The organism is Arthrobacter sp. (assembly GCF_048266065.1).
Taxonomy (GTDB): Bacteria; Actinomycetota; Actinomycetes; order Actinomycetales; family Micrococcaceae; genus Arthrobacter_H.
This window is the reverse complement of the sequence record NZ_JBLXAH010000002.1, coordinates 310,564-335,586: the sequence shown is the minus strand read 5'-3', so window position 1 is coordinate 335,586 and position 25,023 is coordinate 310,564. Positions and strand designations below refer to the sequence as shown.

Sequence of the window (25,023 nt, the reverse complement as noted above, 5' to 3'; positions counted from 1 at the left end):
AGCCTGGAAACATGCCACGCAGCCTGAAGAAAGGCCCCTTCGTCGATCAGCACCTGTATGTCAAGGTGGCTGCTGAGAACGAAAAGGGCACCAAGAACGTCATCAAGACGTGGTCCCGCCGTTCGATGATCGTCCCCGACATGCTCGGGCACACGATCGCCGTGCACGACGGACGCAAGCACATTCCGGTGTTTGTCACCGAGTCGATGGTCGGGCACAAGCTCGGCGAATTCGCTCCCACGCGGACTTTCCGCGGCCACGTGAAGGACGACAAGAAGGGCAAGCGCCGCTAACCCGCAAGGGTTAACGAGTGCTTAGCACTTCTTCGATAGACGAGAGAAGGAAAGCAATGGAAGCCAAGGCAATTGCGCGCCATATCCGCGTAACGCCTATGAAGGCCCGGCGCGTCGTCGACCTTGTTCGTGGCAAGCAGGCGAATGAGGCTCTGGCGATTCTGAAGTTTGCCCAACAGGCAGCTTCGGAGCCGGTATTCAAGGTAGTAGCGTCGGCCGTGGCAAACGCCCGGGTCGCCGCAGATCGTGACGGCGTTGGATTCAACGAGGACGAGCTGTTCATCAGCGAAGCCTTCGTCGACGAAGGTGCAACGATGAAGCGGTTCCAGCCGCGTGCCCAAGGTCGCGCTTACCGCATCAATAAGCGCACCAGCCACATCACCGTGGTTGTTTCAACCCCGGAGAAGGGTGGGGAAAAGTAAATGGGACAGAAGATCAACCCGAATGGGTTCCGACTGGGCATCACCACGGATCACATTTCGCACTGGTACGCCGATAGCAACAAGCCCGGTCAGCGCTACAAGGATTTCGTCCGCGAGGACATCAAGATCCGCGAGCTGATGACCACCGGCATGGAACGCGCCGGCATCGCCAAGGTCGAGATCGAACGCACCCGTGACCGTGTCCGCGTGGACATCCACACCGCCCGTCCGGGCATCGTCATCGGTCGCCGCGGCGCCGAAGCCGATCGCATCCGTGGCGAGCTGGAGAAGCTCACGTCCAAGCAGGTGCAGCTGAACATCCTCGAGGTCAAGAACCCCGAGATCGAAGCGCAGCTGGTTGCCCAGGGCATTGCCGAGCAGCTTGCTTCCCGCGTGGCCTTCCGCCGCGCCATGAAGAAGGCCATGCAGTCGGCCATGCGCGCCGGAGCCAAGGGCATCCGTGTCCAGTGCGCCGGTCGTCTGGGCGGGGCCGAAATGTCCCGCAAGGAGTTCTACCGCGAAGGTCGTGTGCCGCTGCACACCCTCCGCGCGAACATCGACTACGGCAAGTTCGAGGCCAAGACCACCTTCGGCCGCATTGGCGTGAAGGTCTGGATCTACAAGGGCGACCTGACCAGCAAGGAACTTGCTGCGCAGAACGCCGCTGCCCCGGCACGTGGCCGTGGCGACCGCCCGGGTGGCCGTCCGGCCGCCGGTGGCGACCGCCGCCGTCGCAACGACCGCAATACCGGTGCTCCGGCAACCGGGGCTGCTCCGGCAGCCCAGGCTCCGGCGGCCGCAGAAGGAGGACAGGCTTAAATGCTTATCCCACGCCGAGTGAAGTTCCGCAAGCAGCACCACCCGTCCCGCACGGGCGCTGCAAGCGGCGGCACCACGGTCTCCTTCGGTGACTACGGAATCCAGGCCCTTACCCCGGCCTACGTGACCAACCGTCAGATCGAAGCAGCCCGTATCGCCATGACCCGCCACATCAAGCGTGGCGGCAAGGTCTGGATCAACATTTATCCGGACCGCCCGCTGACCAAGAAGCCTGCCGAAACCCGCATGGGTTCCGGTAAGGGTTCGCCGGAGTGGTGGGTTGCAAACGTCAAGCCGGGCCGGGTTCTGTTCGAACTCTCCGGTGTTACCGATGAGGTAGCTCGCGAGGCCCTGCGCCTGGCGATCCACAAGCTGCCGCTGAAGGCACGCATCGTGCGTCGTGAGGGTGGTGAATAGGAATGGCAATTGGATCCAAGGATCTCGCCACCGAACAGCTGGACGGTTTGGATAACGCCCGCCTGGTCGAAGAGCTGAAGAAGGCCAAGGAAGAGCTGTTCAACCTGCGCTTCCAGTCCGCCACCGGACAGCTCGAGTCGCACGGCCGCCTGAAGTCGGTCAAGCGTGACATCGCCCGCATCTACACGGTGCTGCGTGAGCGTGAACTGGGCATTCGCCCGGAAGCCACCGCCCCGGTCGAAGACGTCAAGGCCGAGAAGAAGGCCAAGAAGTCCTCGAAGAAGTCCGAGACGGACGAAGCACCTGAGGAAGCCAAGTAATGAGCGAGAAGGAGAACGCAGTGGCTGAAGCAGCAGAAGCTCGCGGTTACCGCAAAACCCTTCGCGGGTACGTGGTTTCCGACAAGATGGAAAAGACCATCGTCGTTGACGTCGAGGACCGTGTGAAGCACGCCCTCTACGGCAAGGTCATGCGTCGCAACAAGAAGATCAAGGCCCACGACGAGACCAACACCGCCGGCATCGGCGACCTGGTCATCATCGCGGAGACCCGTCCCTTGTCCAAGGACAAGAACTGGCGCCTCGTTGAGATCGTGGAAAAGGCCAAGTAGCCACCCACGATCCCGCGTGGATCTCGGCACGACGCCGGTGTGCACCCCCTCGGGGGAGCGCGCCGGCGTCGTGCTTTTTGCATTCCACGGCACGTGCGGGTCCCATATCATGCGATTGGCCCCCAGCGCATTCCTGCCGTAGACTTATGTTTCTGTGCGCTCTGCGGCGGGGACTATCCACCTTCGCTGCAGGCATTCGTGCGCGGCCCGGTGTGATCCGGAGCCGGCGTGCGGCACGGCTCTGCGGCATAACGCCTCGGCCCTGTCTCCCCAGCAGCATGCGGATTCCTGGTGAATCCCTCCTGTTTGGAGATGGGGGTAAGCGAGCGTCGCAGATGGACCATATCCGTTCCGCAAGGCTCCCTGGGAGAACCGGCGAGACGACAGGAGTTGAAAGTGATTCAGCAGGAGTCGCGACTCAAGGTGGCTGACAACACCGGTGCTAAGGAAATCCTTACCATCCGTGTTCTCGGTGGATCCGGACGTCGCTACGCAGGCATCGGCGACGTCATCGTCGCCACCGTCAAGGATGCAATCCCTGGCGGCAACGTCAAGAAGGGCGATGTGGTCAAGGCCGTCATCGTCCGCACCAAGAAGGAACGTCGCCGCGTCGACGGTTCCTACATCAAGTTCGACGAGAACGCAGCGGTCCTCCTCAAGGCGGACACCGAGCCGCGTGGAACCCGTATCTTCGGTCCCGTCGGTCGTGAACTTCGCGACAAGAAGTTCATGAAGATCGTTTCGCTGGCTCCGGAGGTGCTGTAACCATGGGCGCAAAGATCAAGAAGGGTGACCTGGTTCAGGTCATCACCGGTGCCAAGGCCGAACGCGGTGGAGACCGCGGGAAGCAGGGCAAGGTCCTGAAGGTATTCCCGGACTCGAACCGCGTGCTCGTCGAGGGCATCAACCGCGTCACCAAGCACACCCGTGCCGGCCAGACCGAAAGTGGCGCCTCAACCGGCGGCATCCAGGTCGTCGAGGCTCCCATCCACGTGTCGAATGTCGCGGTCCTTGACCCCGAATCGAAGAAGCCGACCCGCGTTGGCTTCCGCGAAGAGACCGTGGAAAAGAACGGCGTGAAGAAGACTGTGCGTGTTCGCTACGCCAAGGCTTCCGGAAAGGCACTCTAATGACTGAAGCAGCAGTAAAGGTTCAGCCGCGCCTGAAGGCCAAGTACGCCTCCGAGATCCGCGAAGCCCTGCAGGCCGAGTTCAAGTACACGAACGTCATGCAGGTTCCCAGCCTGGTCAAGGTCGTCGTGAACATGGGTGTTGGTGAAGCTGCCAAGGATTCCAAGCTCATCGAAGGCGCCGTGCGCGACCTGACGGCCATCACCGGCCAGAAGCCGCTCGTGACCAAGGCGCGCAAGTCGATCGCCCAGTTCAAGCTGCGCGAGGGAATGCCGATTGGCACCCACGCAACGCTGCGCAACGATCGCATGTGGGAATTCGTTGACCGCCTGGTGACCCTGGCCCTGCCCCGTATCCGCGACTTCCGCGGTCTGAGCGGCAAGCAGTTCGATGGCAACGGCAACTACACCTTCGGCCTCACGGAACAGGCAATGTTCCACGAGATCGACCAGGACAAGATTGACCGTGTCCGCGGCATGGACATCACTGTGGTGACCACTGCCAAGACCGACGAAGAAGGCCGCGCGCTGCTTAAGGCGCTGGGCTTCCCGTTCAAGACCGACAACTAGATCAACTACGTTACAGGTCCGCGTTTGAGCGGAAACCGTAGCGAGGAAGGGCCTTAGCCCAAATGACAATGACAGATCCTGTCGCAGACATGCTGACTCGTCTGCGCAACGCGAACTCGGCATACCACGACACCGTGTCCATGCCTTCTTCCAAGCTGAAGGTGCGCGTTGCCCAGATCCTCAAGGCGGAAGGCTACATCGGCGATTTCGTCGAGGAAGCTGCCGAGGTAGGCAAGAAGCTGACCATCAACCTGAAGTTCGGTCCGAGCCGTGAGCGTTCCATCGCTGGCGTCCGCCGCATTTCCAAGCCGGGCCTGCGCGTTTACGCGAAGTCCACCAACTTGCCGCACGTCCTTGGTGGACTCGGCATTGCCATCCTGTCCACGTCCTCGGGTCTTCTGACGGACCGCCAGGCAGCCAAGAAGGGTGTAGGTGGGGAAGTCCTCGCCTACGTCTGGTAACGGGAAGGGAGAAGAACCATGTCACGTATTGGACGTCTTCCAATCACTATCCCTGCCGGCGTTGACCTGAAGGTCGACGGTTCCGAGGTCTCCGTGAAGGGCGCCAAGGGCGAGCTCAGCCTCACCGTTGCGTCCCCGATCACGGTCGCCCTCGAGGAGAACACCCTCACGGTGTCCCGTCCGAACGACGAACGCGAATCGCGTTCGCTGCACGGCCTGACCCGCACCCTGATCTCCAACCTGATCACGGGCGTCACCGAGGGCTACTCCAAGCGACTGGAAATCCACGGCACCGGTTACCGCGTGCTGGCCAAGGGCGCCAACCTGGAGTTCGCTCTGGGCTACTCCCACCCGGTCCTCGTCGAGGCTCCGGAGGGCATCACCCTCGCTGCCGAGGGCAACACCAAGGTGGTTGTCTCCGGTATCAACAAGCAGCAGGTTGGCGAAGTTGCAGCCAACATCCGCAAGCTCCGTCGGCCGGATCCCTATAAGGGCAAGGGCATCCGCTATGAAGGCGAAGTTATCCGCCGCAAGGTCGGAAAGGCTGGTAAGTAAACATGGCTCTTTCAATCAAGGGTAAGAGCAAGGCCGCAGCGCGCGGTCGCCGCCACCTGCGTGTACGCAAGCGCATCACGGGCACGGGTGTCCGCCCGCGTCTGGTCGTCAACCGCTCGGCACGCCACATCTTCGTCCAGGTTGTCGATGACAGCCAGGGTGTCACCGTGGCGTCCGGCTCCACGATGGAAGCCGACCTGCGCTCCTTCGACGGTGACAAGACCGCCAAGGCCAAGCGCGTTGGCGAACTCGTTGCCGAGCGCGCCAAGGCCGCCGGCATCGAGTCCGTGGTCTTCGACCGCGGCGGCAACAGGTACCACGGCCGTGTGGCCGCGGTCGCCGATGGTGCACGGGAAGGTGGGCTGGCACTGTGAGCGAAGCTACTAACGAGAAGGAAACTCAGGTGTCTGAAGCCACTGAGGCAGCTGCGACGACCACGACGACGGAGAACACCTCCGGCGCCCGTCGCAACGAGAACCGCGGCGACAACCGCGGTCGCGGCGAAGGCCGTGGCCGGGGCGAGGGACGTGGCCGTGGCCGCGACTCCAAGGACAGCCGCAACGACGACAAGGACAAGTTCCTTGAGCGCGTCGTGGCCATCAACCGCGTGTCCAAGGTCGTCAAGGGCGGCCGTCGCTTCAGCTTCACCGCACTTGTGGTGGTCGGAGACGGCAACGGCATGGTCGGCGTCGGCTACGGCAAGGCCAAGGAAGTTCCCGCGGCCATCGCCAAGGGCGTCGAGGAAGCGAAGAAGTCGTTCTTCCGCGTTCCCCGCGTCGGCTCCACCATCCCGCACCTGGTGCAGGGTGAGGCAGCCGCTGGCGTCGTGCTCCTGCGTCCGGCTTCCCCGGGTACCGGCGTTATCGCCGGCGGTCCGGTTCGCGCCGTCCTCGAGTGCGCCGGAATCCACGACGTTCTCTCGAAGTCCATGGGCTCCACCAACCAGATCAACATCGTCCACGGAACCGTGGCCGCGTTGAAGGCACTGGAAGAGCCGGCAGCCGTGGCAGCACGCCGTGGTCTGCCGATGGATGAAGTCGTGCCGGCCCAGATGCTGCGTACGATCAACCAGAAGGCAGGTGCGTAAGCAATGGCGAAGAACATCGTCCCGAGCGACGCAAAGCTGACGATCACCCAGACCAAGTCCACCATTGGTGGCAAGCAGAACCAGCGCGACACCCTGCGTTCACTGGGATTGAAGCGGATCGGCCACACCGTGGTCCGCGACGCCGATCCCGTGACCGTGGGCATGGTCAACACGGTTCCGCACCTCGTGAAGGTTGAGGAGGCGAAGTAATCATGGCCAATGAAAAGGCACTCAAGGTCCACCACCTGCGTCCTGCCGAAGGTTCCAAGACCGCAAAGACCCGTGTGGGTCGCGGTGAGGCATCCAAGGGCAAGACCGCTGGCCGTGGCACCAAGGGCACGAAGGCCCGCTACCAGGTCAAGGCCGGCTTCGCGGGTGGGCAGCTTCCGCTGCACATGCGCCTGCCGAAGCTGCGTGGCTTCAAGAACCCGTTCCGCGTCGAGTACCAGGTCGTGAACCTGGACAAGATCTCGGAACTGTTCCCCGATGGCGGCGACATCACCGTCGAGAACCTGGTCGAGAAGGGCGCCGTTCGCAAGAACCAGCCCGTCAAGGTCCTCGGTTCCGGCGACATCACCGTCAAGGTCAACGTGAAGGCCAACGCCTTCTCGTCGTCCGCCGCGGAAAAGATCGCCGCTGCCGGCGGTTCGGTGACCTCGCTTTAAGGTCCCCGTGACAGCACGGCATAGCTGAAAGGTCCCCACCTCCCGGGCACAGCCCGGAGAAGTGGGGACCTTTCGCGTCCCCGATCACCTGCGGTATTCCACCGCCGTCTGCCCCGGGCCTTGGCCCAACGGATCGGCACCAGACCGCTTCACTGCTTCGAAGAGCACCGACAACCGGTAGACTCTCAGAAGTCCATTCCGGCATCAGGCCGAAACCACACCTTTCAGGAGGACGCTTGCTCCGCGCCATTGCCCGGGTATTCCGGACGCCTGACCTGCGACGTAAGTTGTTGTTCACGCTCGGCATCATCGCCATCTACCGTCTTGGCGTCTACACTCCGGCACCCGGAGTCGACTACGGCAACGTTCAACAGTGCCTGGAAATGGGCAACACGTCGGGCGGCCTCTACCAGTTCGTCAACCTGTTCAGCGGAGGCGCACTGCTGCAGGTGTCGATCTTCGCGTTGGGCATCATGCCCTACATCACCGCCTCGATCATCGTGCAGCTGCTCCGCGTCGTCATCCCCCGCTTCGAGGAGCTGCACAAGGAGGGCGCCTCCGGGCAGTCGACCCTGACGCAGTACACGCGGTACCTGACCATCGCCCTGGGTCTGCTGCAGGCAACCACACTGGTTTCGCTGGCCCGCAGTGGCAACCTCTTCCAGGGCTGCGCGCTGCCGATCGTGCCGGACCAGAGCATCATCCACATCCTGCTCATGGTCATCGTCCTGACGGCCGGAACCGGCCTCATCATGTGGATGGGCGAACTGGTCACGGAAAAGGGTGTCGGAAACGGCATGTCCATCCTGATCTTCGTGTCCATCGCCTCGGGCTTCCCGTCCTCCATGGGGACCATCGCCCGCACCCAGGGATGGGGCGTCTTCACCGGCGTCATCCTGATCGGGCTGTGCGTGGTGGCGCTCGTGGTCTTCGTGGAGCTCTCGCAGCGCCGGGTGCCCGTGCAGTACGCCAAGCGGATGGTTGGACGCCGGACGGTCGGAGGCAGCTCCACCTACATCCCGATCAAGGTCAACATGGCCGGCGTGATCCCCGTGATCTTCTCCTCCTCCATGCTTGCCCTGCCGCAGATGCTGGTGCAGTTCAACATGCGCCCCGACGGATCCCTCCCGGGATGGGCCGTCTGGATCCAGGCCAACTTCAACGGCAGCAGCCCCCTCTACATGGCTGTCTACCTGGTCCTGACCATCTTCTTCACCTACTTCTACGTGGCGATCACCTTCAACCCGACCGAGGTCGCCGACAACATGAAGAAGTACGGTGGCTTCATTCCGGGGATCCGAGCCGGCCGCCCCACCGCGGACTACCTGTCCTACGTGCTGAGCCGTATCACGTTCCCGGGAGCCATCTACCTTGGCTTCATCGCCCTGACGCCACTGATCGCCTTCGTCCTGATCAAGGCCGACCAGAACTTCCCGTTCGGTGGCGTCTCGGTCCTCATCATGGTTGGTGTGGGCCTCGAGACGGTCAAGCAAATCAATGCCCAGATGCAACAGCGACACTACGAAGGACTTCTGCGATGACAAGACTCTTGATCATTGGCCCGCCCGGTTCGGGCAAGGGAACCCAGGCCGTTCGCATCACGGACCGCCTGGGTATCGTGGCCATTTCCACCGGTGACATCTTCCGGGCCAACGTCAAGGGCGGAACGCCACTCGGTCTTGAAGCCAAGAAGTACATGGACGCGGGGGACTACGTCCCCGACTCGGTCACCAACCGCATGGTGCGTGACCGGCTCCAGCAGGATGACGTGGCCAACGGATTCCTGCTCGACGGCTACCCCCGGACCTCCGCGCAGGTCGACGAGCTCGACGACATCCTCAAGGAAGCGGGCGTCGAACTGGACGTGGTGCTGCAACTGACCGCGGATTCCGACGAGCTCGTGGCCCGCTTGCTCAAGCGCGCAGAGATCGAAGGGCGGGCTGACGACACCGAGGACGTGATCCGGCACCGCCTCGATGTCTACGAGAAGCAGACCCAGGTCGTGGTGGACCGGTACCTGGAGCGCGGCATCGTCCGCCACGTCGACGGACTCGGCGACATCGACGAGGTCACCGCCCGCGTGCTGACCGTCCTGGACGTGGACCCCGCCTAGGTGCATTCCCCTGGGGGAGAGACGGCCGTCACCGCACCCAGTGCGCACGTGGCGGCCGTCTTGGCTTCCCCGACCAGCGGCCGCAGCGCCGCCCATCGCTTGACCACCGAACCGGAGGAACCACATGGCATTCGGCCAGCCCAAGATCGAGTACAAGTCCAACGACCAGATCCTCACCATGCGCAAGGCGGGACTGGTCCTGGCCGAAGCGCTGGACACCGCGGTAGCCGCCGCCCAGGCCGGCACCACCACAGCCGAGCTCGACCGGGTGTTCGAGGCAGTGCTCGACAAGCATGGGGCCACCTCCAACTTCAAGGGCTATTACGGGTTCCCCGCGACCATTTGCGCCTCGGTCAATGACCAGGTCGTCCATGGATTCCCCTCGGACTACGTGCTCGCCGATGGCGACGTACTCAAGATCGACGGCGGGGCGATCATCGAGGGGTGGCACGCCGATTCCGCCCGGACGGTGATCGTCGGAACGGCCGCTCCGGAGGACCAGCGCCTCTCGGACATCACGGAAGAGGCCATGTGGCGAGGGATCGCAGCACTGGCAAATGCCCGCTTCGTCGGCGAGATCGGTGAGGCCATCGACGACTTCGTCTCCTCCCGCGACGGGGCGCCACTGGGAATCCTGGAAGACTATGTCGGCCACGGGATCGGTACCGAAATGCACCAGGCCCCGGACGTGCTGAACTACCGTTCCGGGCATCGTGGCCCACGCGTTAAGCCGGGCATGTGCCTGGCCATCGAGCCGATGCTGGTGCGCGGGGGCATCGAAACGCGGGTACTCGATGACGACTGGACGGTCGTGACCACCGATGGTTCGCGTGCCTCGCAATGGGAGCACACCGTGGCTGTGCACTTGGGGGGCATCTGGGTCCTCACGGCGCACGACGGCGGTGCCGCCGGCCTGGCGCCCTTCGGCATCACCCCCTCGCCACTGCAGGGATAGCTCCACCCCACGGCACAGGGGAGTGGCGGAGCCCGATGCAGGATTTCGCAAAATCGGATCAGCCGCGTAGGATTGTTTGTTGGTTGTCTCTACGTTTGTGCCCAAAAGAACTCCCGGTTAAACACCGGCTGCCGGGCACGGGCGCTCGTCAGCCAAGAACATACACGCCGGAAGCACCAGCGACCGGCACAAACGTTAGCGGAGGATATGGCCAAGAAAGAGGGTGTCATCGAGGTAGAAGGCACCGTATCGGAAGCACTTCCCAACGCGATGTTCCGCGTTGAGCTGCCGAACGGACACGTGGTACTTGCCACTATCTCGGGAAAGATGCGTCAGCACTACATTCGAATCCTTCCGGAGGACCGTGTAGTGGTGGAACTCAGCCCGTACGACCTCAATCGTGGACGCATCGTCTACCGCTACAAGTAAGGACTTCCGCGTCCCCGGTCCGCCAGGGACGCGAAGGTAGTTACAGTTCCACTGAAACAGCAACCGCAAAGGACCCAAACCGTGAAGGTTAACCCTAGCGTGAAGCCGATCTGCGACAAGTGCAAGGTGATCCGCCGTAACGGGCGGGTCATGGTGATCTGCGAAAACCCACGCCATAAACAGCGTCAGGGCTAAGTCTCCTTCGGGAACCTGAACCTGCGCGTAGTAATCGAATATCGGCAGTACAGCGTCCATTACGCGGGACGCACACCCCCGGCACGGAGGCCGGGGACCTGGAAACAGGGTGTGTACTGCTCCACACCTCCGCGAAACATGTGAGGAAGACACCAATATGGCTCGTCTCGCAGGCGTAGACATCCCGCGCGAAAAGCGCGTTGTCATTGCGCTGACATACATCTACGGCGTGGGCAAGACCCGTGCAGAACAAACCATTGCCGAGACCGGGATCACCCCGGAAACTCGTGTCAAGGACCTCAGTGACGAGCAGCTGGTCCAGCTGCGTGACTACGTCGAGGGAAACTTCAAGGTTGAGGGTGACCTCCGCCGCGAAGTAGCAGCCGACATCCGCCGCAAGGTCGAGATCGGATCCTACGAGGGCATTCGCCACCGCAAGGGCCTGCCGGTCCGCGGACAGCGCACCAAGACCAACGCTCGTACCCGCAAGGGCCCGAAGCGCACCGTCGCCGGTAAGAAGAAGACCCGCTAAACAGCGGTCCCAGCCAAACATCTCGTAGGAGTTAGCAATGCCCCCAAAGACTCGTGGAGCGGTCCGCAAGCCGCGTCGCAAGGACAAGAAGAACATCGCGCTGGGTCAGGCGCACATCAAGAGCACCTTCAACAACACCATCGTGTCCATCACGGACCCGACCGGTGCCGTCATCTCGTGGGCCTCGGCCGGCGAGGTTGGCTTCAAGGGCTCCCGCAAGTCGACCCCGTACGCCGCGCAGATGGCAGCCGAGTCGGCAGCCAAGCGCGCCCAGGAACACGGCATGAAGAAGGTCGACGTGTTCGTGAAGGGACCGGGCTCCGGTCGCGAAACCGCCATCCGCTCGCTGCAGGCCGCCGGCCTCGAGGTGGGGTCCATCCAGGACGTCTCCCCGAGCGCCCACAACGGTTGCCGCCCGTCGAAGCGTCGCCGCGTCTAGTTTGACCCGATGCCGGAGTGTGCCGCCGTCGTCCCCTCGAACAGGGGACGACGGCGGCGCGCGCCACATGCGGTTCACTCGCCCGATCTAGACGGACGCCAGACGGCAGACGTCGTTTCCACCCACATGTGATGCGTCATATAGCGGATGCACGCTGAAAGGAAATGTAAGTGCTTATTGCACAGCGCCCCACCCTCACCGAAGAAGTAGTAGCACCGAACCGTTCGCGGTTCACCATTGAGCCCTTGGAGCCGGGTTTCGGCTACACCCTGGGCAACTCGCTGCGCCGCACCCTGCTGTCCTCGATCCCTGGTGCAGCTGTCACCAGTGTTCGCATTGATGGCGTGCTGCACGAGTTCACGACCGTCCAGGGTGTGACCGAAGACGTCACCGAGCTGATCCTGAACATCAAGAACCTCGCTGTGTCCTCCGAGCACGACGAACCCGTCGTCGCCTACCTGCGCAAGCAGGGCCCCGGCGTCGTCACGGCCGCGGACATCACCCCGCCGGCCGGCGTCGAGTTCCACAACCCGGATCTGCACATCGCGACATTGAATGCGAAGGGCAAGTTCGACATGGAGCTGACCATCGAGCGTGGCCGCGGCTACGTCTCGGCGGCACAGAACAAGAGCCTCGAGGCAGAGATCGGCCGCATCCCGGTCGACTCCATCTACTCACCCGTTCTGAAGGTGACCTTCCGTGTGGAGGCCACCCGTGTCGAGCAGCGCACCGACTTCGACAAGCTCATCGTGGACGTCGAGACCAAGGATTCCATCCTGCCGCGCGACGCCGTCGCCTCGGCCGGTACGACCCTGGTCGAGCTGTTCGGGCTGGCCCGTGAACTGAACTCTGCAGCAGAAGGCATCGAGATCGGCCCGTCACCGACGGACGCCGCACTCGCCGCCGACATGGCGCTGCCGATCGAGGATCTCGAGCTGACCGTTCGTTCGTACAACTGCCTCAAGCGCGAGGGCATCCACACGGTGGGCGAGCTCGTGGCCCGTTCCGAGGCCGACCTCATGGACATCCGCAACTTCGGTGCCAAGTCCATCGACGAGGTCAAGGCGAAGCTCATTGAACTGGGTCTGTCCCTGAAGGATTCCCCTCCCGGGTTTGACCTGGCCGCTCGTGCTGCCGCCATCGACGAGGACGACGCCGAATACGGTGACGAAGAGGCCTAAGGCCGCCTTCAAAGTAATGTACTTTGCCCGAGGGACCCGCGCGGTGACGCGCTGGCCGGCGGGCTCCATTTGAGGAGAAAACAACAATGCCTACCCCAACCAAGGGAAAGCGACTCGGAGGCGGAGCATCCCACGAGCGCCTCATGCTGGCGAACCTGTCCGCCCAGCTCTTTGAGCACAAGTCGATCACGACGACGGTGACGAAGGCCAAGCGCCTTCGCCCGTACGCCGAGCGTCTGATCACGTTCGCCAAGCGCGGGGACCTGTCCTCACGCCGCCGCGTCCAGGCAGCCATCGCCTCGCGCAGCCGGACCAACAAGTCCGTCGTGCACGAGCTGTTCACCAACATCGCCCCGGCCATGGCCGAGCGCGAAGGTGGCTACACCCGCATCACCAAGATCGGCAACCGCAAGGGCGACAACGCCCCCATGGCCGTCATCGAATTGGTGCTGGAGCCGGTATCCCCGAAGCAGGCCGTGGTGAAGGAAGCCGAAAAGGCTGCCGAGACGTCCGCTCCGGTCGAGGCCGAGGCCACCGACCACGCGGCAACCGCCGCCAAGTTCGAGGGTGCCGTTGCAGCCACCGAGAGCGGCGACGCTCCCGAGGGCGCAGACATCAAGGGCAACGTGGACTCGATGAAGTACCACGTTCCCGGCTCGCGCTGGTATGACGCGACCGTTGCCGAGGTGTGGTTTGCCACCGCCGAGGCAGCCAAGGCCGCGGGCTTCGAGCCCGCCGGTGGCGACGAGGCACAGCAGATCGCCGAGTAGCACCCTGTCGGCGTTCGCGCCGTAGCGAAAGGACCCCCACCCTTCGGGATGGGGGTCCTTTCGCGTCACCAACCGGCGGCATCCTATGATGAAGGCCATGCCACCTACATCCGCAGTACACACCGACGCCATGGCCGCCACGAGCGCCATCGACGCCTCGACCAGCGAGCCCGCCACGGTGCGGATCCGTTTGCGGCTGGCCTACGACGGTTCGGCCTTCTCGGGGTGGGCAGTGCAACCCGGGCGCCGGACCGTGCAGGGCAGTCTTGAAGACGTCCTCGCCCTGCTCTTCCGCCGCCCCGTGCGCACCACGGTGGCTGGACGAACCGACGCCGGGGTCCACGCTCGCGGTCAGGTGGCCCACTTCGACCTCACCGAGGCGGAATACCGTGCACTGCCCCGGGGCAAGGACCTCACCGAGGACGAGGCACTGCTGCGCAGGGTCCGTGGAGTGAGCACCCGGATTGGCGGCGACGTCTTCGTGCACGAGGCCCAAGCCGCCGCGCCCGGGTTCGACGCCCGTTTCTCCGCGCTGTGGCGGCGCTACACCTATCGCATCGCTGATGGGCCCGCGCTGTGGGATCCGCTGACGCGCGCCACGACACTCTGGCACCCGAACGCCCTGGATCCTCTACAGCTCAATGCCGAAGCCCAGGCGGCGATCGGACGTCACGACTTCCTGTCCTACTGCCGTCCCAAGGATTTCGCCACCACCATCCGCACACTGGAGGAGTTCTCCTTCGCCCGTCATGACGACGGGATCCTCGTGGCCAATCTCCGCGCCGACGCCTTCTGCCACAACATGGTCAGGACCCTCATCGGCGCCGTCCTGCGGGTGGGGGACGGCCAGGAACAACCCGGATGGATCGGGCATCGACTGGCGGCTCCGCTTCGGGACCACAGGACGCGCATGGCCGCCCCCCATCCGCTGGTCCTGGAGGAAGTCGCCTACCCCCCGGACCACCAGCTGGCCGAGCGTGCGGAGTCGACCCGCGCCCGGCGTCGGCCGGAGGACATCGGGCGCCCTTGACGGCCGCCCCGGGGGTGAAGCCGTCTCCTGGCTTTTGGAGCGTGGGCGCGGATGCGGTAAAGTTGGCAGCTGTTGTGCGTGTCCTATGCCTGACACAACTTTCTCCGCGTGACGGCCCAGTTGCAGGGCCCTGGTCTGAGGAGACTGCAGGCAGCTCATGGATGGCCGGTTGAATTCAGACCTCACCTGAAGAACTGGTACAGCGCATCGAAAACACAGTGTTCTTCTTGCCGGTGGATCTCACAGCCACCGCGGGCGGAACGCTTGACCAGTATCCAAGGAAACGAAGGCAATAACCGTGCGTACGTACTCTCCGAAAGCCGGCGACGCAGTTCGCCAGTGGCACGTCATTGACGCCACTGACGTCGTTCTGGGCCGTCTCGCCAGCCAGACCGCAACTCTGCTGCGTGGCAAGCACAAGGCAACATTCGCCCCCCACATGGACATGGGCGACTTTGTCATCATCATCAACGCCGAGAAGGTCGCCCTCACCGGTGCCAAGCTCGAAAAGAAGCGCGCGTACCGCCACTCCGGTTTCCCGGGTGGCCTGAAGTCCGTGAGCTACGCCGAACTGCTCGAGAAGAACCCGGTTCAGGCTGTGGAGAAGGCCGTTCGCGGCATGCTCCCGAAGAACTCGATTGCTGCAGAGCAGCTGTCCAAGCTGAAGGTCTACCGCGGTGCCGAGCACCCGCACGCTGCCCAGCAGCCCAAGACCTTCGAAATCACCCAGGTCGCGCAGTAGCGCTGGGCCCCGAAACAAGAGACTAGTTTTCAAGGAGAATCGTGGCTCAGAACACTGAAGAGCTGAATGAATTTGAGGGTGCGGCTCCGACCGCTTACACCTCCGAGTCGTCCGCGGCCGAAGAGACCGTCGTCAAGGAGCGCCCGGCGCTGACCGTTGGCGGTTCGGCCGTCGGCCGCCGCAAGCAGGCCATCGCCCGCGTGCGCCTCGTGCCGGGAACCGGTAGCTGGGTCGTCAACGGGCGCACGCTCGAGGACTACTTCCCCAACAAGCTGCACCAGCAGGAAGTCAACGAACCGTTCAAGCTCCTCGAGCTCGACGGCGCGTACGACGTCATCGCCCGCATCCACGGCGGTGGCCCCTCGGGCCAGGCCGGTGCGCTGCGCCTGGGCGTTGCCCGCTCGCTGAACGAAATCGACCGCGAGAACAACCGCCCGTCGCTGAAGAAGGCCGGCTTCCTGACTCGTGACGCCCGCGTCATCGAGCGCAAGAAGGCAGGCCTCAAGAAGGCACGCAAGGCCTCGCAGTACTCCAAGCGCTAAGCCGCTTCGGCGGAACCACACCGTTCCGCGCCAAGGACCCCAGGGCAATGCCCCGGGGTCCTTGGTCTTTAACTGCTGTGTACCACCACACGGCCGCCCACGGCGCGTGGGAAGTGTGTCCGGATCGTAGCTGGAACACGCATCATTCGATCCAACGGACGATAAGATGGGCGGGATGGCTACATTATTTGGCACCGATGGCGTGCGCGGAAAAGCAAATGTCCTGATCACCCCGGCGCTGGCCATGAACCTGGCAGAAGCCGCCGCAGTGGTGCTCGGGCTGCAAAACGTGCCCGAGGGCAAGCGGCCGCTGGCGGTCGTCGCGCGGGACCCCCGGATCAGCGGCGACTTCATCGCCTCGGCGATTGAGGCAGGGTTCGCCTCGGTGGGCGTCGACGTGTTCGACGCCGGCATCCTCCCCACACCTGCCGCGGCGTACCTCATCGCCGACATGGAAGCTGATTTCGGCGTCGTCATCTCGGCATCGCACAACCCGGCGCCCGACAACGGCATCAAGTTCCTGGCCCGCGGCGGACAGAAGCTCTCGGACGCCCAGGAAGACGCGATCGAGGCCCAGCTCCAGGAGGAGTCGCCGCGTCCTGTCGGAGCCGATGTGGGGCGCATCAAGCGTTTTGCCGACGCCGAGGACCGCTACGTCGTGCACCTGCTCAAGACCCTGCCGCATCGCCTCGATGGCCTCAAGGTCGTCTTGGACTGCGCGCACGGTGCGGCCAGCGGATGCTCGCCGGAGGCGTTTGCCGCAGCAGGCGCCGAGGTCGTCGTCATCGGGGCCAGCCCGGACGGGAACAACATCAACGAGGGCTATGGCTCCACCCATCTGGAGAAGCTCCAGGAGCGGGTCGTGGCCGAAGGCGCCGATCTGGGGATCGCCCACGACGGCGACGCCGACCGCTGCCTGGCGGTCGACCATGAGGGAACCGTGGTGGACGGCGACCAGATCATGGCCATCATGGCCCTCGCGCTCAAGGAGGCCGGGGAACTCAAGGACGACACCCTGGTTGCCACGGTCATGAGCAATCTGGGGCTGAAGATCGCCATGGAGAACGCCGGCATCCACGTCGCCGAAACGGGAGTGGGGGACCGATACGTCCTGGAGGAGATGCGCTCGGGCAACTACACGCTGGGCGGCGAGCAGTCCGGCCACGTCATTTTCTCGGACTTCGCGACCACCGGTGACGGGGTGTTGACCGGACTCCAGCTCGCTTCCCGCGTGGCGGCCACCGGAAAGTCCCTCAAGGACCTGGCATCGGTCATGACCGTCCTGCCGCAGGTCCTCATCAACGTCAAGGGCGTCAACAAGTACGGCGCCCACACCAACACGGTGGTCTCCGAGGCCGTGCAGGGTGCCGAAGCCGAACTGGGTGGCTCCGGCCGGGTACTGTTGCGTCCCTCGGGCACCGAGCCCGTGGTGCGTGTCATGGTCGAGGCGACCGACCATGCGGTGGCAGGGGACGTGGCGAACCGGCTGGCCGACGTCGTCCTGGCCGAACTGGCGCTCTAGGACTTTGGCCGCCGACGATCCGGCCCGGACATGAAGGTGGGCCCCATCCGTTGGATGGGGCCCACGAGGTCGGGCCGGATCGCTGCTGCGACCGGTGGTTCTTCGGTGGTTAGCCGCGTGTCTTGAGTGAATCGCGGATTTCGGTCAGCAGCAGTACCTGCGGGTCGACTTCTTCCTCCTCCGGGGTAATGCCCATGCGGGCGTTGCGGCGCTCGATGATCTTGTTCATCGGCATCACCACCACGAAATAGATCGCCGCGGCAACCAGCAGGAAATTGACGACGGCGGTGAGGAGGACACCGATCTTGATCGCATGTTCCGGGCCGACGGCCAGGAAGTTGTCAAAGTTCGGCGTACCCACGAGCACGGAGATCAGCGGCATGAGCACGCTGTTCACGAGTGCATCGACGACGGTGGCGAAAGCTCCACCAATCACAACAGCGACGGCAAGGTCTACGACGTTGCCCTTCATGATGAATTCCTTGAATCCCTGTAACATGCGGATCACTCTACCCAGACCGACCGGTGATTGTAGGGAAATTGGACGAAATTCGGCATGAACTTTTCCCGGGAAGTGGATTTTGTCGGATCAGATCTTCCGGAGCAGCATGCGTCGGATGGAATGGTCGCTGTCCTTCGTGAGCACCAACTGGGCCCGGCCGCGCGTCGGGAGCACGTTTTCGCGCAGGTTGGGTTCATTGATCCGACGCCAGATTCCCAGGGCGGTCTCCTGGGCTTCCGAATCGGTCAGGCTGGCGTACCGGTGGAAATAGGATGCCGGGTCGGCGAAGGCGCCGCTGCGCAGTTTCATGAAACGCTTCACGTACCAGTTCTCGATGGCCTGCGTCCGGGCATCGACGTACACGGAGAAATCGAAGAAGTCGCTGAGCGCCAGTCCCGCCGTGCCGTCCGACCTGACCTGTGCGGGGGCCAGGACGTTGAGGCCCTCGACGATGAGCACGTCGGGCCGATGCACCACGACCTCCTTGCCCGGGACGATGTCATAGGTCAGGTGTGAGTACCAGGGGGCACGGACCTCTTCGGCCCCGGACTTGACCGTCGAGACGAAGCGCAACAGGGCGCGGCGGTCGTAGGACTCGGGAAAGCCCTTGCGGTGCATCAGCCCACGTCGTTCCAGGACGTCGTTCGGGTAGAGGAACCCGTCGGTGGTCACCAGCTCGACGTTGGGGGTGTCCGGCCAACGACGCAGCATTTCCTGGAGCACCCTGGCGGTGGTGGACTTGCCGACGGCCACCGATCCCGCGACACCGATGACGAAGGGGGTCCGGCGCGTGGACTCCCCGAGGAAGGTGTTGGTCGCCTGGTGCAGCCGGCCAGCGGCCTGGACGTACAGATTCAACAGGCGTGACAACGGAAGATAGACGTCGCGGATTTCCGTCAGGTCCAGCTTTTCGCCGAGCCCGCTGAGGCGGATCAGATCGCCTTCGTCCAGGGGCTGGGTGATCTCGTTGGACAGCCGGGCCCACGTCTGGCGGTCCAACTCCACATAGGGGGAGACGCCGGCGTCATTGTCACGGGGTGAGGTCACCCATGAATTGTGCCAAGGGCTGTGTGTTATTCCCAAACCGGAGGCGGCGATGGCCGCACGCCAATGGGCCGGGCCGGGCGATGCCGTGGGTGACCGTGGGAGGGCCCCGGGCACGGTATTCTTGGATCCATGTGTGGAATTGTTGGCTACGTAGGCCGCCCAGAAAAGACGACCGGTGACCACGGCGCCCTCGACGTGGTGCTCGAAGGCTTGCGGCGGTTGGAATACCGTGGCTACGACTCCGCCGGAGTCGCGGTACTCGGAGAAACCGGTGTGGAGTCCCGCAAAAAGGCGGGCAAGCTCGTCAACCTCATCGACGAACTCGAGGCCAACCCGCTCCCGGCCTCGTTGACCGGCATCGGCCACACGCGCTGGGCCACCCACGGCGGGCCATCGGACAGCAACGCCCACCCGCATCTGGCCGACGGCGGCAAGCTGGCCATGATCCACAACGGCATCATCGAGAACTTCGCGGACCTGCGCCAGGAACTGCTCGCTGCCGGATACCACTTCGAATCCGAAACCGACACCGAGGTCGCCGCCGTACTGCTCGGCGACATCTACACCCACGCCGGTGGGCGGGATCTGGCCACGTCGATGCAATTGGCCTGCCAACGCCTGGAAGGCGCCTTCACGCTGCTTGCCATCCACGAGGACCAGCCCGGCGTCGTCGTGGCCGCCCGACGCAATTCCCCGCTCGTCGTGGGGCTCGGCGACGGGGAGAACTTCCTGGGATCCGACGTCTCCGGGTTCATCGACTTCACCCGGCGTGCTGTCGAACTGGGGCAGGACCAGATCGTGACGATCACCCCGGACGACCACACCATCACGGACTTCCACGGCAACCCCGCAGAGGGCACCGAGTTCCACGTGGACTGGGACGCGGCAGCCGCGGAAAAGGGCGGCTTCGATTCCTTCATGGAGAAGGAGATCTTCGACCAGCCCGCGGCCGTCGCCGATACGCTGCTGGGCCGCTACGACGCCGACGGGAAGATGACGCTGGACGAATTGCGCATCGACGCCTCGGAACTGGCAGGCATCTCCAAGATCATCGTGCTGGCCTGTGGCACGTCAGCGTACGCGGGCTCCGTGGCCAAGTACGCGATCGAGCACTGGTGCCGGATTCCGGTTGAGGTCGAGCTCAGCCACGAGTTCCGCTACCGCGACCCGATCCTTGACGCGAAAACGCTGATCGTGTCGATTTCACAATCCGGTGAAACCATGGACACCCTCATGGCGGTCCGGTACGCCAAGGAGCAGGGCGCCAAGACGCTCTCCATCTGCAACACCAACGGGTCAACGATCCCGCGCGAATCCGACGCCGTGCTCTACACGCACGCCGGACCGGAAATCGCAGTGGCCTCCACGAAGGCCTTCCTCGCCCAGATCACCGCCACCTACATCCTCGGCTTGTACCTGGCCCAGCTGCGCGGCAACCTGTTCACCGGACAGATCAAGGACATCCTGTCCGACCTGCAGGACATCCCGGCGAAGATCCAGGACGTCCTGGACCGGGCCGACGTCATCAAGGAACTGGCCCGCTCGATGTCCGGTGCCAGCTCGGTGCTGTTCCTGGGCCGACACGTCGGGTACCCGGTGGCCATGGAGGGTGCTCTCAAGCTCAAGGAGATCGCCTACATCCACGCCGAGGGCTTTGCGGCCGGGGAGCTGAAGCACGGGCCGATCGCGCTGATCGACGACGGCCAGCCGGTCTTCGTCGTCGTGCCCTCCCCCCGGGGACGGCACTCGTTGCACGCCAAGGTGGTCTCGAACATCCAGGAGGTCAGGGCCCGCGGAGCCAAGACCCTGGTGATCGCCGAAGCCGGCGACGAGGCGGTGCGCGATTACGCGGAGTTCGTCTTCCACGTCCCGGAGACACCGACGCTGCTGATGCCGTTGCTGGCCACCGTTCCCTTGCAGCTCTTCGCCTGCGAATTGGCCAGTGCCAAGGGATTCGATGTCGACCAGCCGCGGAACTTGGCGAAGTCGGTCACGGTCGAGTAGTCCCGGCCAGCAAGCGCTGCAACGCCCCGGTACCCTTCGGTCCCGGGGCGTTCGCCCGTCTACCCGTGGGACCGTTCGGCCAGGCCCGCGACATAGGCGGCCTGTCCGGCGTGCTGGGTCGTGTCGTTCAGGACGCTGACCAGCCGGGACGCGGCGGTCACCTCCGGCTGCCAGTGTCGATCCACGACGCGGGTGAAGTCGGGTTCCGTCAACGATCCGACAATTTCCAGCGTGGCCTCGTGCACTGCAGCGTGGTAACCGGCCAACAGTTCTCCGTCGGTGGCCGAAAAGGCAGCAACGTCGCCGGACGCATGGCCATACCCCGTGTCGTGTGGACCGTAGGGGAGGCCGAACCGGGCGGCCCAACCACCCTGCTGCCACAGTTGTCCCTCGGGGATCCGGTGTTCGCCGGCTTCGGCAGGATCTGCCCGTCCGGCGAGCACCGCCGCGAGGTCGGCCAGGTGGTCATCCTGCACCCGGCTGAGATGCCACACCAGCCAGGCCACGGAGTTCGAGGCCTCATCCGGCCGGTACGACAACACCCGGGAACTGGCGCCGGTGACGAGCGTGGTGACGGTTTCGGCAACGCGTCCGAAGCCATCGGTGAGCAGGGCCAGGGCTGCTGGAGAGGACATGTGGGCTCCTTGGTCGTGGGGAAACCGAGGCTACTCCTGCACCTCCGGTGGCCCAACTTCCCGCCGTCGCGTTCTCCCTCGCTGTACCGGGAGCACGGGGCTGAAGGGTCGCGACAGTTCGCACCGGCAACACCGGATAAGCTGGTGGCATGATTGTCGGCATTGGCGTTGATGTAGTGCAGGTTTCCCGGTTCCGAGCCCAACTCGAACGCACCCCAGCCCTGCGCGAACGGTTGTTTGTCCCGGCCGAACGCGAATTGAACATGCGTTCGCTGGCAGCACGGTTTGCCGCCAAGGAGGCCATTGCCAAGGCCCTGGGCGCCCCGGTCGGGATGAATTGGCAGCACTGCCAGGTGGTCGTCGACGCCGCCGGGGATCCCCAGGTGCAGGTGGACGGCACGGTGGCCGAGGCCGCGGTGGCCAAGGACGTCCAATACTGGCACCTCTCCCTCAGCCACGATGGGGACCTGGCCACCGCCATGGTCGTTGCGGAGCGCTAGACGATGCTGAACGCCTACACGGGAACACAGATCCGTGCCGCCGAAGCCGGCCTCCTCGAATCCGGGGACGGCGATGCGCTCATGCGCACTGCGGCCCACGGACTCGCACACCACGTCATGGCCCTGCTCCGCGCCCGCTATGGTGCCGTCTACGGGGCCCGGGTCGCAGCACTGATCGGCACCGGCAACAACGGAGGCGACGGACTCTATGCCCTGGCCCGCTTGGCAGGCCGCGGTGTGGCCTGCACCGCGATCCTGCTGGGGGACCGGGCCCACCCGGAGGCCCTGGCCGCCTTCCGCCGCACCGGCGGACGCGTGATCGATGGCGGAGTACCCGCCTCGGGGGCGCGGGGCAAGAGCCGCCGATTCCGGGCCGCCACCGAGGCGCTGCGCGGCGTCGACCTGGTGATCGACGCGGTGCTGGGTACCGGTGCGCAGGGGCGCCTGTCCCGGCCCGAGGTGCCCGATGACCTGCCGGTGGTTGCCTGCGACCTTCCCTCCGGGGTGGACGCCGACACGGGGGCCGCCCTGGGCAATGTCCTGCCAGCTGACCTGACAGTGACGTTCGGGGCGCTGAAGACCGGGCTGTGTGTCGGGGCCGGGCGGCTGTTGGCCGGCCGCGTCGAGATCGTTGACATCGGCCTGGAGGCGGTGCTCGGCCAACCGGACCTGAGGGTCACCACCCGTGCCGATGTCGAGTCCGCCACGCCCCGGCCCACCGGAAGCCAGCACAAGTATTCCCGCGGGGTCCTCGGCCTGGTCGCCGGTTCGGACACCTATCCCGGCGCCGCAGTATTGGCGGCAACTGCGGCGGTGAACACCTCGGTCGGCATGCTGCGCACCCTGGCCCCTGAGCGCCCCGCCGCACTGATCGCCGCGGCGGTCCCCGAAGCCGTTCCCGCCGCCGGGCCCGACGTGCGCGTCGACGCCTGGGCCATGGGCCCGGGCATCGCGGAGGACGCGGCGCAATTGGCGGCCGTCGAACAAGTCCTGGGGTCCGGCCAACGGGCCGTCGTCGATGCCAGCGCGCTGCGTGCCCTGCAGCCATCGCAAGGGCACTCGCGGCTCATCCTGACCCCCCATGCCGGTGAACTCGAGGACCTGCTGGGCCGGGCCGGAGTGAGGGTCACGGCCGCCGACATCGAGGCCGATCCGGTGCGGTGGGCCCGGTGGGCCTCCGTCGGCTATTCGTCGGTGGTCCTGCTGAAGGGCCACTCAACGATCGTCGTGGCTCCCGACGGCTACACGGTGGTCAGCCTCAACGGACCGGCCCAGCTGGCGACGGCCGGTAGCGGGGACGTGCTGACCGGGATGCTCGGGGCCATGCTGGCCACCTCCGCCGCGGGGGACCACTCGACCCACGGCCTCGTCGAACTGGCCGCCGCCGCAGCCTACCGGCAGGGCGATGCCGCCCGGGTGGCCGGCCGCGATGGCGGCTTCGGGGCCGGACGGCTGGCCCAGGCGGCCGGACGGGACGACCTGGCGTAGTCAGCCCGCCGGGTCGAACCTGCGCCCCAGTGCCGCGATGGTCCAGCCGGCCTGCTCCCACTGGGCGTGGTCCAGCACGTTGCGTCCGTCGACGAGCCGGGTGCCCCGGACCTGCGGGGCCAGGTCGGCGGGTGTCAGCGCCTTGAATTCGTTCCACTCCGTGAGCAACAGGACCAGGTCGGCGTCGCGGGCGGCGTCGGCCACGGAGTCCACATAGCCCAGGCGCGGGAACCGGCGTCGTGCATTGTCATTTCCCTCCGGGTCGTAGACGGTCACCTCGGCACCGTCGTTGTAGAGCCGCCCGGCCACGTCGAGGGCCGGGGAGTCGCGGACATCGTCGCTGTCCGGCTTGAAAGCGACGCCGAGCACCGCGATGCGGCGGCCGGCCACCGAGTTGTCCAGCATCTGGTGCGCCAGGGAGACCACCCGGTCCCGTCGGCGCAGGTTGATGTCGTCCACATTGTGCAGGAAGTCCATCGTGTGGTTCAGCCCGAGCTCGCTGACCCGTGTCTGCAGGGCCCGGATGTCCTTGGGCAGGCAGCCGCCGCCGAAACCGATCCCGGCGTTGAGGAACTTGCGGCCGATGCGTGCGTCAAATCCCAGCGCATCGGCCAGGGTACGGATGTCGCCGCCCACGGTCTCGGTGACCTCCGAGAAGGCGTTGATGAAGGAGATCTTGGTGGCCAGGAAGGCGTTGGCCGCGACCTTGACCAGTTCCGCCGTCTCGAAATCGGTGACGACCAGCGGGGTGTCCTGGCCCAGGGCCCGGGCGTAGACCTCCCGCAACCGGGCCTCGGCCGCGCCGGAGTCGACGCCGAACACGAGCCGGTCGGGGGACACCGTGTCCTTGACCGCGAAGCCCTCGCGCAGGAATTCCGGATTCCAGGCCAGCTCCACGTTGACGTCGGGCCGTGACTCGGCGGCGAGGACACCTGCGAGGCGACGCGCTGTGCCGACCGGGACCGTTGACTTGCCCACCACGAGGGCATCGCGGGTGATGTGCCGGGCGAGCGACTGGATGGAGGCGTCGACATAGCGCAGGTCGGCACCGCGGTCCGCTGCCCGTTCCGGGGTTCCCACACCGATGAAGTGGATGTCGGCCCACCCGCCGACCTCTGCGTAGTCCGTGGTGAAACGCAGGCGCCCCGAGCGCACGTGCTTGACCAGCAGTTCCGGCAGGCCGGGTTCGTGGAAGGGCAGGTCGCCCTGGGACAAGCGGTTGATCTTGTCCTGGTCGACGTCCACGCCGATGACCTCGAACCCGAGCTCGGCCATGCAGGCAGCATGGGTGGCGCCGAGGTATCCGGTGCCGATCACTGAAATCCTGAGCGTCATGTGGACCTAACTATGCGGTGGTGGGCGGTGGACT

35 protein-coding genes are annotated in these 25,023 nt (G+C 64.9%); 31 read left to right on the top strand and 4 right to left on the bottom strand.

Annotation, left to right across the window (positions count from 1 at the left end):
* Nucleotides 1-11: 11 nt before the first annotated feature.
* The 28 genes from rpsS (at nt 12) to glmM (ending at nt 17,478) form a co-directional block, all read left to right on the top strand.
* Nucleotides 12-293 carry a 30S ribosomal protein S19 gene (gene rpsS / locus ACN0TP_RS04670; RefSeq protein ID WP_309851676.1) on the top strand — a complete coding sequence of 94 codons (282 nt, stop codon included), beginning with the start codon at nt 12-14 and terminating at the stop codon, nt 291-293.
* A gap of 56 nt (nt 294-349) precedes the next feature.
* The gene (rplV, locus tag ACN0TP_RS04665) at nt 350-715 is read left to right on the top strand and encodes a 50S ribosomal protein L22 (RefSeq protein ID WP_343900021.1); all 366 of its coding nucleotides are present in this window, start codon (nt 350-352) and stop codon (nt 713-715) included.
* A complete protein-coding gene (gene rpsC / locus ACN0TP_RS04660) occupies nt 716-1,534 on the top strand; it encodes a 30S ribosomal protein S3 (protein ID WP_417217227.1) in 819 nt (272 codons plus the stop codon). It begins immediately after the preceding gene.
* Complete coding sequence (gene rplP, locus ACN0TP_RS04655) at nt 1,535-1,951, top strand: 50S ribosomal protein L16 (RefSeq protein WP_372696992.1); 417 nt, start codon at nt 1,535-1,537, stop codon at nt 1,949-1,951.
* Nucleotides 1,952-1,953: 2 nt separating this feature from the next.
* Complete coding sequence (rpmC, locus tag ACN0TP_RS04650) at nt 1,954-2,271, top strand: 50S ribosomal protein L29 (RefSeq protein ID WP_417217225.1); 318 nt, start codon at nt 1,954-1,956, stop codon at nt 2,269-2,271.
* Nucleotides 2,271-2,561, top strand: coding sequence for a 30S ribosomal protein S17 (rpsQ, locus tag ACN0TP_RS04645; protein WP_343900016.1), 291 nt, complete (start codon nt 2,271-2,273; stop codon nt 2,559-2,561). Before rpmC ends, rpsQ begins: the two co-directional genes overlap by 1 nt.
* 396 nt (nt 2,562-2,957) lie before the next feature.
* Nucleotides 2,958-3,326, top strand: a complete 369-nt coding sequence (gene rplN / locus ACN0TP_RS04640) for a 50S ribosomal protein L14 (RefSeq protein WP_343900014.1) — start codon at nt 2,958-2,960, stop codon at nt 3,324-3,326.
* Nucleotides 3,327-3,328: 2 nt separating this feature from the next.
* Entirely contained in the window at nt 3,329-3,691 is a 363-nt protein-coding gene (gene rplX, locus ACN0TP_RS04635) for a 50S ribosomal protein L24 (protein ID WP_417217222.1), read from the top strand.
* A complete protein-coding gene (rplE, locus tag ACN0TP_RS04630) occupies nt 3,691-4,260 on the top strand; it encodes a 50S ribosomal protein L5 (RefSeq protein WP_417217220.1) in 570 nt (189 codons plus the stop codon). The genes rplX and rplE overlap by 1 nt, the downstream gene beginning before the upstream one ends.
* Nucleotides 4,261-4,322: 62 nt before the next feature.
* Nucleotides 4,323-4,721, top strand: coding sequence for a 30S ribosomal protein S8 (gene rpsH / locus ACN0TP_RS04625; RefSeq protein WP_343900011.1), 399 nt, complete (start codon nt 4,323-4,325; stop codon nt 4,719-4,721).
* A gap of 18 nt (nt 4,722-4,739) precedes the next feature.
* Nucleotides 4,740-5,276 carry a 50S ribosomal protein L6 gene (gene rplF, locus ACN0TP_RS04620; protein ID WP_417217218.1) on the top strand — a complete coding sequence of 179 codons (537 nt, stop codon included), beginning with the start codon at nt 4,740-4,742 and terminating at the stop codon, nt 5,274-5,276.
* A 2-nt stretch (nt 5,277-5,278) separates the two neighbouring features.
* Nucleotides 5,279-5,650, top strand: a complete 372-nt coding sequence (gene rplR / locus ACN0TP_RS04615) for a 50S ribosomal protein L18 (protein ID WP_343900009.1) — start codon at nt 5,279-5,281, stop codon at nt 5,648-5,650.
* The gene (rpsE, locus tag ACN0TP_RS04610; RefSeq protein WP_417217215.1) at nt 5,647-6,363 is read left to right on the top strand and encodes a 30S ribosomal protein S5; all 717 of its coding nucleotides are present in this window, start codon (nt 5,647-5,649) and stop codon (nt 6,361-6,363) included. The genes rplR and rpsE overlap by 4 nt, the downstream gene beginning before the upstream one ends.
* Before the next feature lie 3 nt (nt 6,364-6,366).
* Nucleotides 6,367-6,573 carry a 50S ribosomal protein L30 gene (gene rpmD / locus ACN0TP_RS04605; RefSeq protein WP_417217213.1) on the top strand — a complete coding sequence of 69 codons (207 nt, stop codon included), beginning with the start codon at nt 6,367-6,369 and terminating at the stop codon, nt 6,571-6,573.
* Between the two features lie 2 nt (nt 6,574-6,575).
* Nucleotides 6,576-7,028, top strand: a complete 453-nt coding sequence (rplO, locus tag ACN0TP_RS04600) for a 50S ribosomal protein L15 (RefSeq protein ID WP_417217211.1) — start codon at nt 6,576-6,578, stop codon at nt 7,026-7,028.
* Nucleotides 7,029-7,264: 236 nt separating this feature from the next.
* Nucleotides 7,265-8,569, top strand: coding sequence for a preprotein translocase subunit SecY (gene secY / locus ACN0TP_RS04595; protein ID WP_417217210.1), 1,305 nt, complete (start codon nt 7,265-7,267; stop codon nt 8,567-8,569).
* Entirely contained in the window at nt 8,566-9,141 is a 576-nt protein-coding gene (locus ACN0TP_RS04590; RefSeq protein ID WP_417217208.1) for an adenylate kinase, read from the top strand. The genes secY and ACN0TP_RS04590 overlap by 4 nt, the downstream gene beginning before the upstream one ends.
* 124 nt (nt 9,142-9,265) lie before the next feature.
* Nucleotides 9,266-10,096 (top strand): type I methionyl aminopeptidase, encoded by an 831-nt coding sequence (gene map, locus ACN0TP_RS04585; protein WP_417217207.1) that lies wholly within the window; start codon nt 9,266-9,268, stop codon nt 10,094-10,096.
* Nucleotides 10,097-10,303: 207 nt separating this feature from the next.
* The gene (gene infA, locus ACN0TP_RS04580) at nt 10,304-10,525 is read left to right on the top strand and encodes a translation initiation factor IF-1 (protein ID WP_068731548.1); all 222 of its coding nucleotides are present in this window, start codon (nt 10,304-10,306) and stop codon (nt 10,523-10,525) included.
* A gap of 81 nt (nt 10,526-10,606) precedes the next feature.
* The gene (rpmJ, locus tag ACN0TP_RS04575; protein WP_071894985.1) at nt 10,607-10,720 is read left to right on the top strand and encodes a 50S ribosomal protein L36; all 114 of its coding nucleotides are present in this window, start codon (nt 10,607-10,609) and stop codon (nt 10,718-10,720) included.
* Nucleotides 10,721-10,877: 157 nt separating this feature from the next.
* Nucleotides 10,878-11,252, top strand: coding sequence for a 30S ribosomal protein S13 (rpsM, locus tag ACN0TP_RS04570; protein WP_343899998.1), 375 nt, complete (start codon nt 10,878-10,880; stop codon nt 11,250-11,252).
* Nucleotides 11,253-11,289: 37 nt separating this feature from the next.
* The gene (gene rpsK, locus ACN0TP_RS04565) at nt 11,290-11,691 is read left to right on the top strand and encodes a 30S ribosomal protein S11 (protein WP_343899997.1); all 402 of its coding nucleotides are present in this window, start codon (nt 11,290-11,292) and stop codon (nt 11,689-11,691) included.
* Between the two features lie 170 nt (nt 11,692-11,861).
* Nucleotides 11,862-12,872, top strand: a complete 1,011-nt coding sequence (locus ACN0TP_RS04560; protein ID WP_417217204.1) for a DNA-directed RNA polymerase subunit alpha — start codon at nt 11,862-11,864, stop codon at nt 12,870-12,872.
* Nucleotides 12,873-12,958: 86 nt separating this feature from the next.
* A complete protein-coding gene (gene rplQ / locus ACN0TP_RS04555) occupies nt 12,959-13,642 on the top strand; it encodes a 50S ribosomal protein L17 (protein ID WP_417217201.1) in 684 nt (227 codons plus the stop codon).
* Nucleotides 13,643-13,772: 130 nt separating this feature from the next.
* Nucleotides 13,773-14,672 (top strand): tRNA pseudouridine synthase A, encoded by a 900-nt coding sequence (locus ACN0TP_RS04550; protein ID WP_417217498.1) that lies wholly within the window; start codon nt 13,773-13,775, stop codon nt 14,670-14,672.
* A gap of 298 nt (nt 14,673-14,970) precedes the next feature.
* Nucleotides 14,971-15,414: a 50S ribosomal protein L13 gene (gene rplM, locus ACN0TP_RS04545; protein ID WP_417217198.1), complete on the top strand. Its 444-nt coding sequence runs from the start codon at nt 14,971-14,973 to the stop codon at nt 15,412-15,414.
* A 41-nt stretch (nt 15,415-15,455) separates the two neighbouring features.
* The gene (gene rpsI, locus ACN0TP_RS04540; RefSeq protein ID WP_417217195.1) at nt 15,456-15,956 is read left to right on the top strand and encodes a 30S ribosomal protein S9; all 501 of its coding nucleotides are present in this window, start codon (nt 15,456-15,458) and stop codon (nt 15,954-15,956) included.
* Between the two features lie 175 nt (nt 15,957-16,131).
* A complete protein-coding gene (glmM, locus tag ACN0TP_RS04535; protein ID WP_417217193.1) occupies nt 16,132-17,478 on the top strand; it encodes a phosphoglucosamine mutase in 1,347 nt (448 codons plus the stop codon).
* A gap of 109 nt (nt 17,479-17,587) precedes the next feature.
* On the opposite strand, the gene mscL is transcribed toward glmM, so the two are convergent.
* Nucleotides 17,588-17,977: a large conductance mechanosensitive channel protein MscL gene (mscL, locus tag ACN0TP_RS04530; RefSeq protein WP_417217190.1), complete on the bottom strand. Its 390-nt coding sequence runs from the start codon at nt 17,975-17,977 to the stop codon at nt 17,588-17,590.
* A gap of 90 nt (nt 17,978-18,067) precedes the next feature.
* Nucleotides 18,068-19,027, bottom strand: coding sequence for a type I pantothenate kinase (gene coaA, locus ACN0TP_RS04525; protein WP_417217187.1), 960 nt, complete (start codon nt 19,025-19,027; stop codon nt 18,068-18,070).
* A gap of 129 nt (nt 19,028-19,156) precedes the next feature.
* Here coaA and glmS point away from each other — a divergent pair, with 129 nt between their 5' ends.
* Nucleotides 19,157-21,031, top strand: coding sequence for a glutamine--fructose-6-phosphate transaminase (isomerizing) (gene glmS, locus ACN0TP_RS04520; protein WP_417217184.1), 1,875 nt, complete (start codon nt 19,157-19,159; stop codon nt 21,029-21,031).
* Nucleotides 21,032-21,090: 59 nt separating this feature from the next.
* On the opposite strand, the gene ACN0TP_RS04515 is transcribed toward glmS, so the two are convergent.
* Nucleotides 21,091-21,666, bottom strand: coding sequence for a mycothiol transferase (locus ACN0TP_RS04515; protein ID WP_417217180.1), 576 nt, complete (start codon nt 21,664-21,666; stop codon nt 21,091-21,093).
* A gap of 149 nt (nt 21,667-21,815) precedes the next feature.
* Here ACN0TP_RS04515 and ACN0TP_RS04510 point away from each other — a divergent pair, with 149 nt between their 5' ends.
* Both ACN0TP_RS04510 and ACN0TP_RS04505 read left to right on the top strand, forming a co-directional pair.
* Entirely contained in the window at nt 21,816-22,166 is a 351-nt protein-coding gene (locus tag ACN0TP_RS04510) for a holo-ACP synthase (RefSeq protein ID WP_417217178.1), read from the top strand.
* Between the two features lie 3 nt (nt 22,167-22,169).
* Complete coding sequence (locus tag ACN0TP_RS04505; protein ID WP_417217176.1) at nt 22,170-23,654, top strand: bifunctional ADP-dependent NAD(P)H-hydrate dehydratase/NAD(P)H-hydrate epimerase; 1,485 nt, start codon at nt 22,170-22,172, stop codon at nt 23,652-23,654.
* Here the strand turns inward: ACN0TP_RS04505 and ACN0TP_RS04500 are convergent, their stop codons facing one another.
* Nucleotides 23,655-24,989 carry a UDP-glucose dehydrogenase family protein gene (locus ACN0TP_RS04500; protein WP_417217174.1) on the bottom strand — a complete coding sequence of 445 codons (1,335 nt, stop codon included), beginning with the start codon at nt 24,987-24,989 and terminating at the stop codon, nt 23,655-23,657. It abuts the gene before it with no gap.
* Between the last annotated feature and the right edge of the window lie 34 nt (nt 24,990-25,023).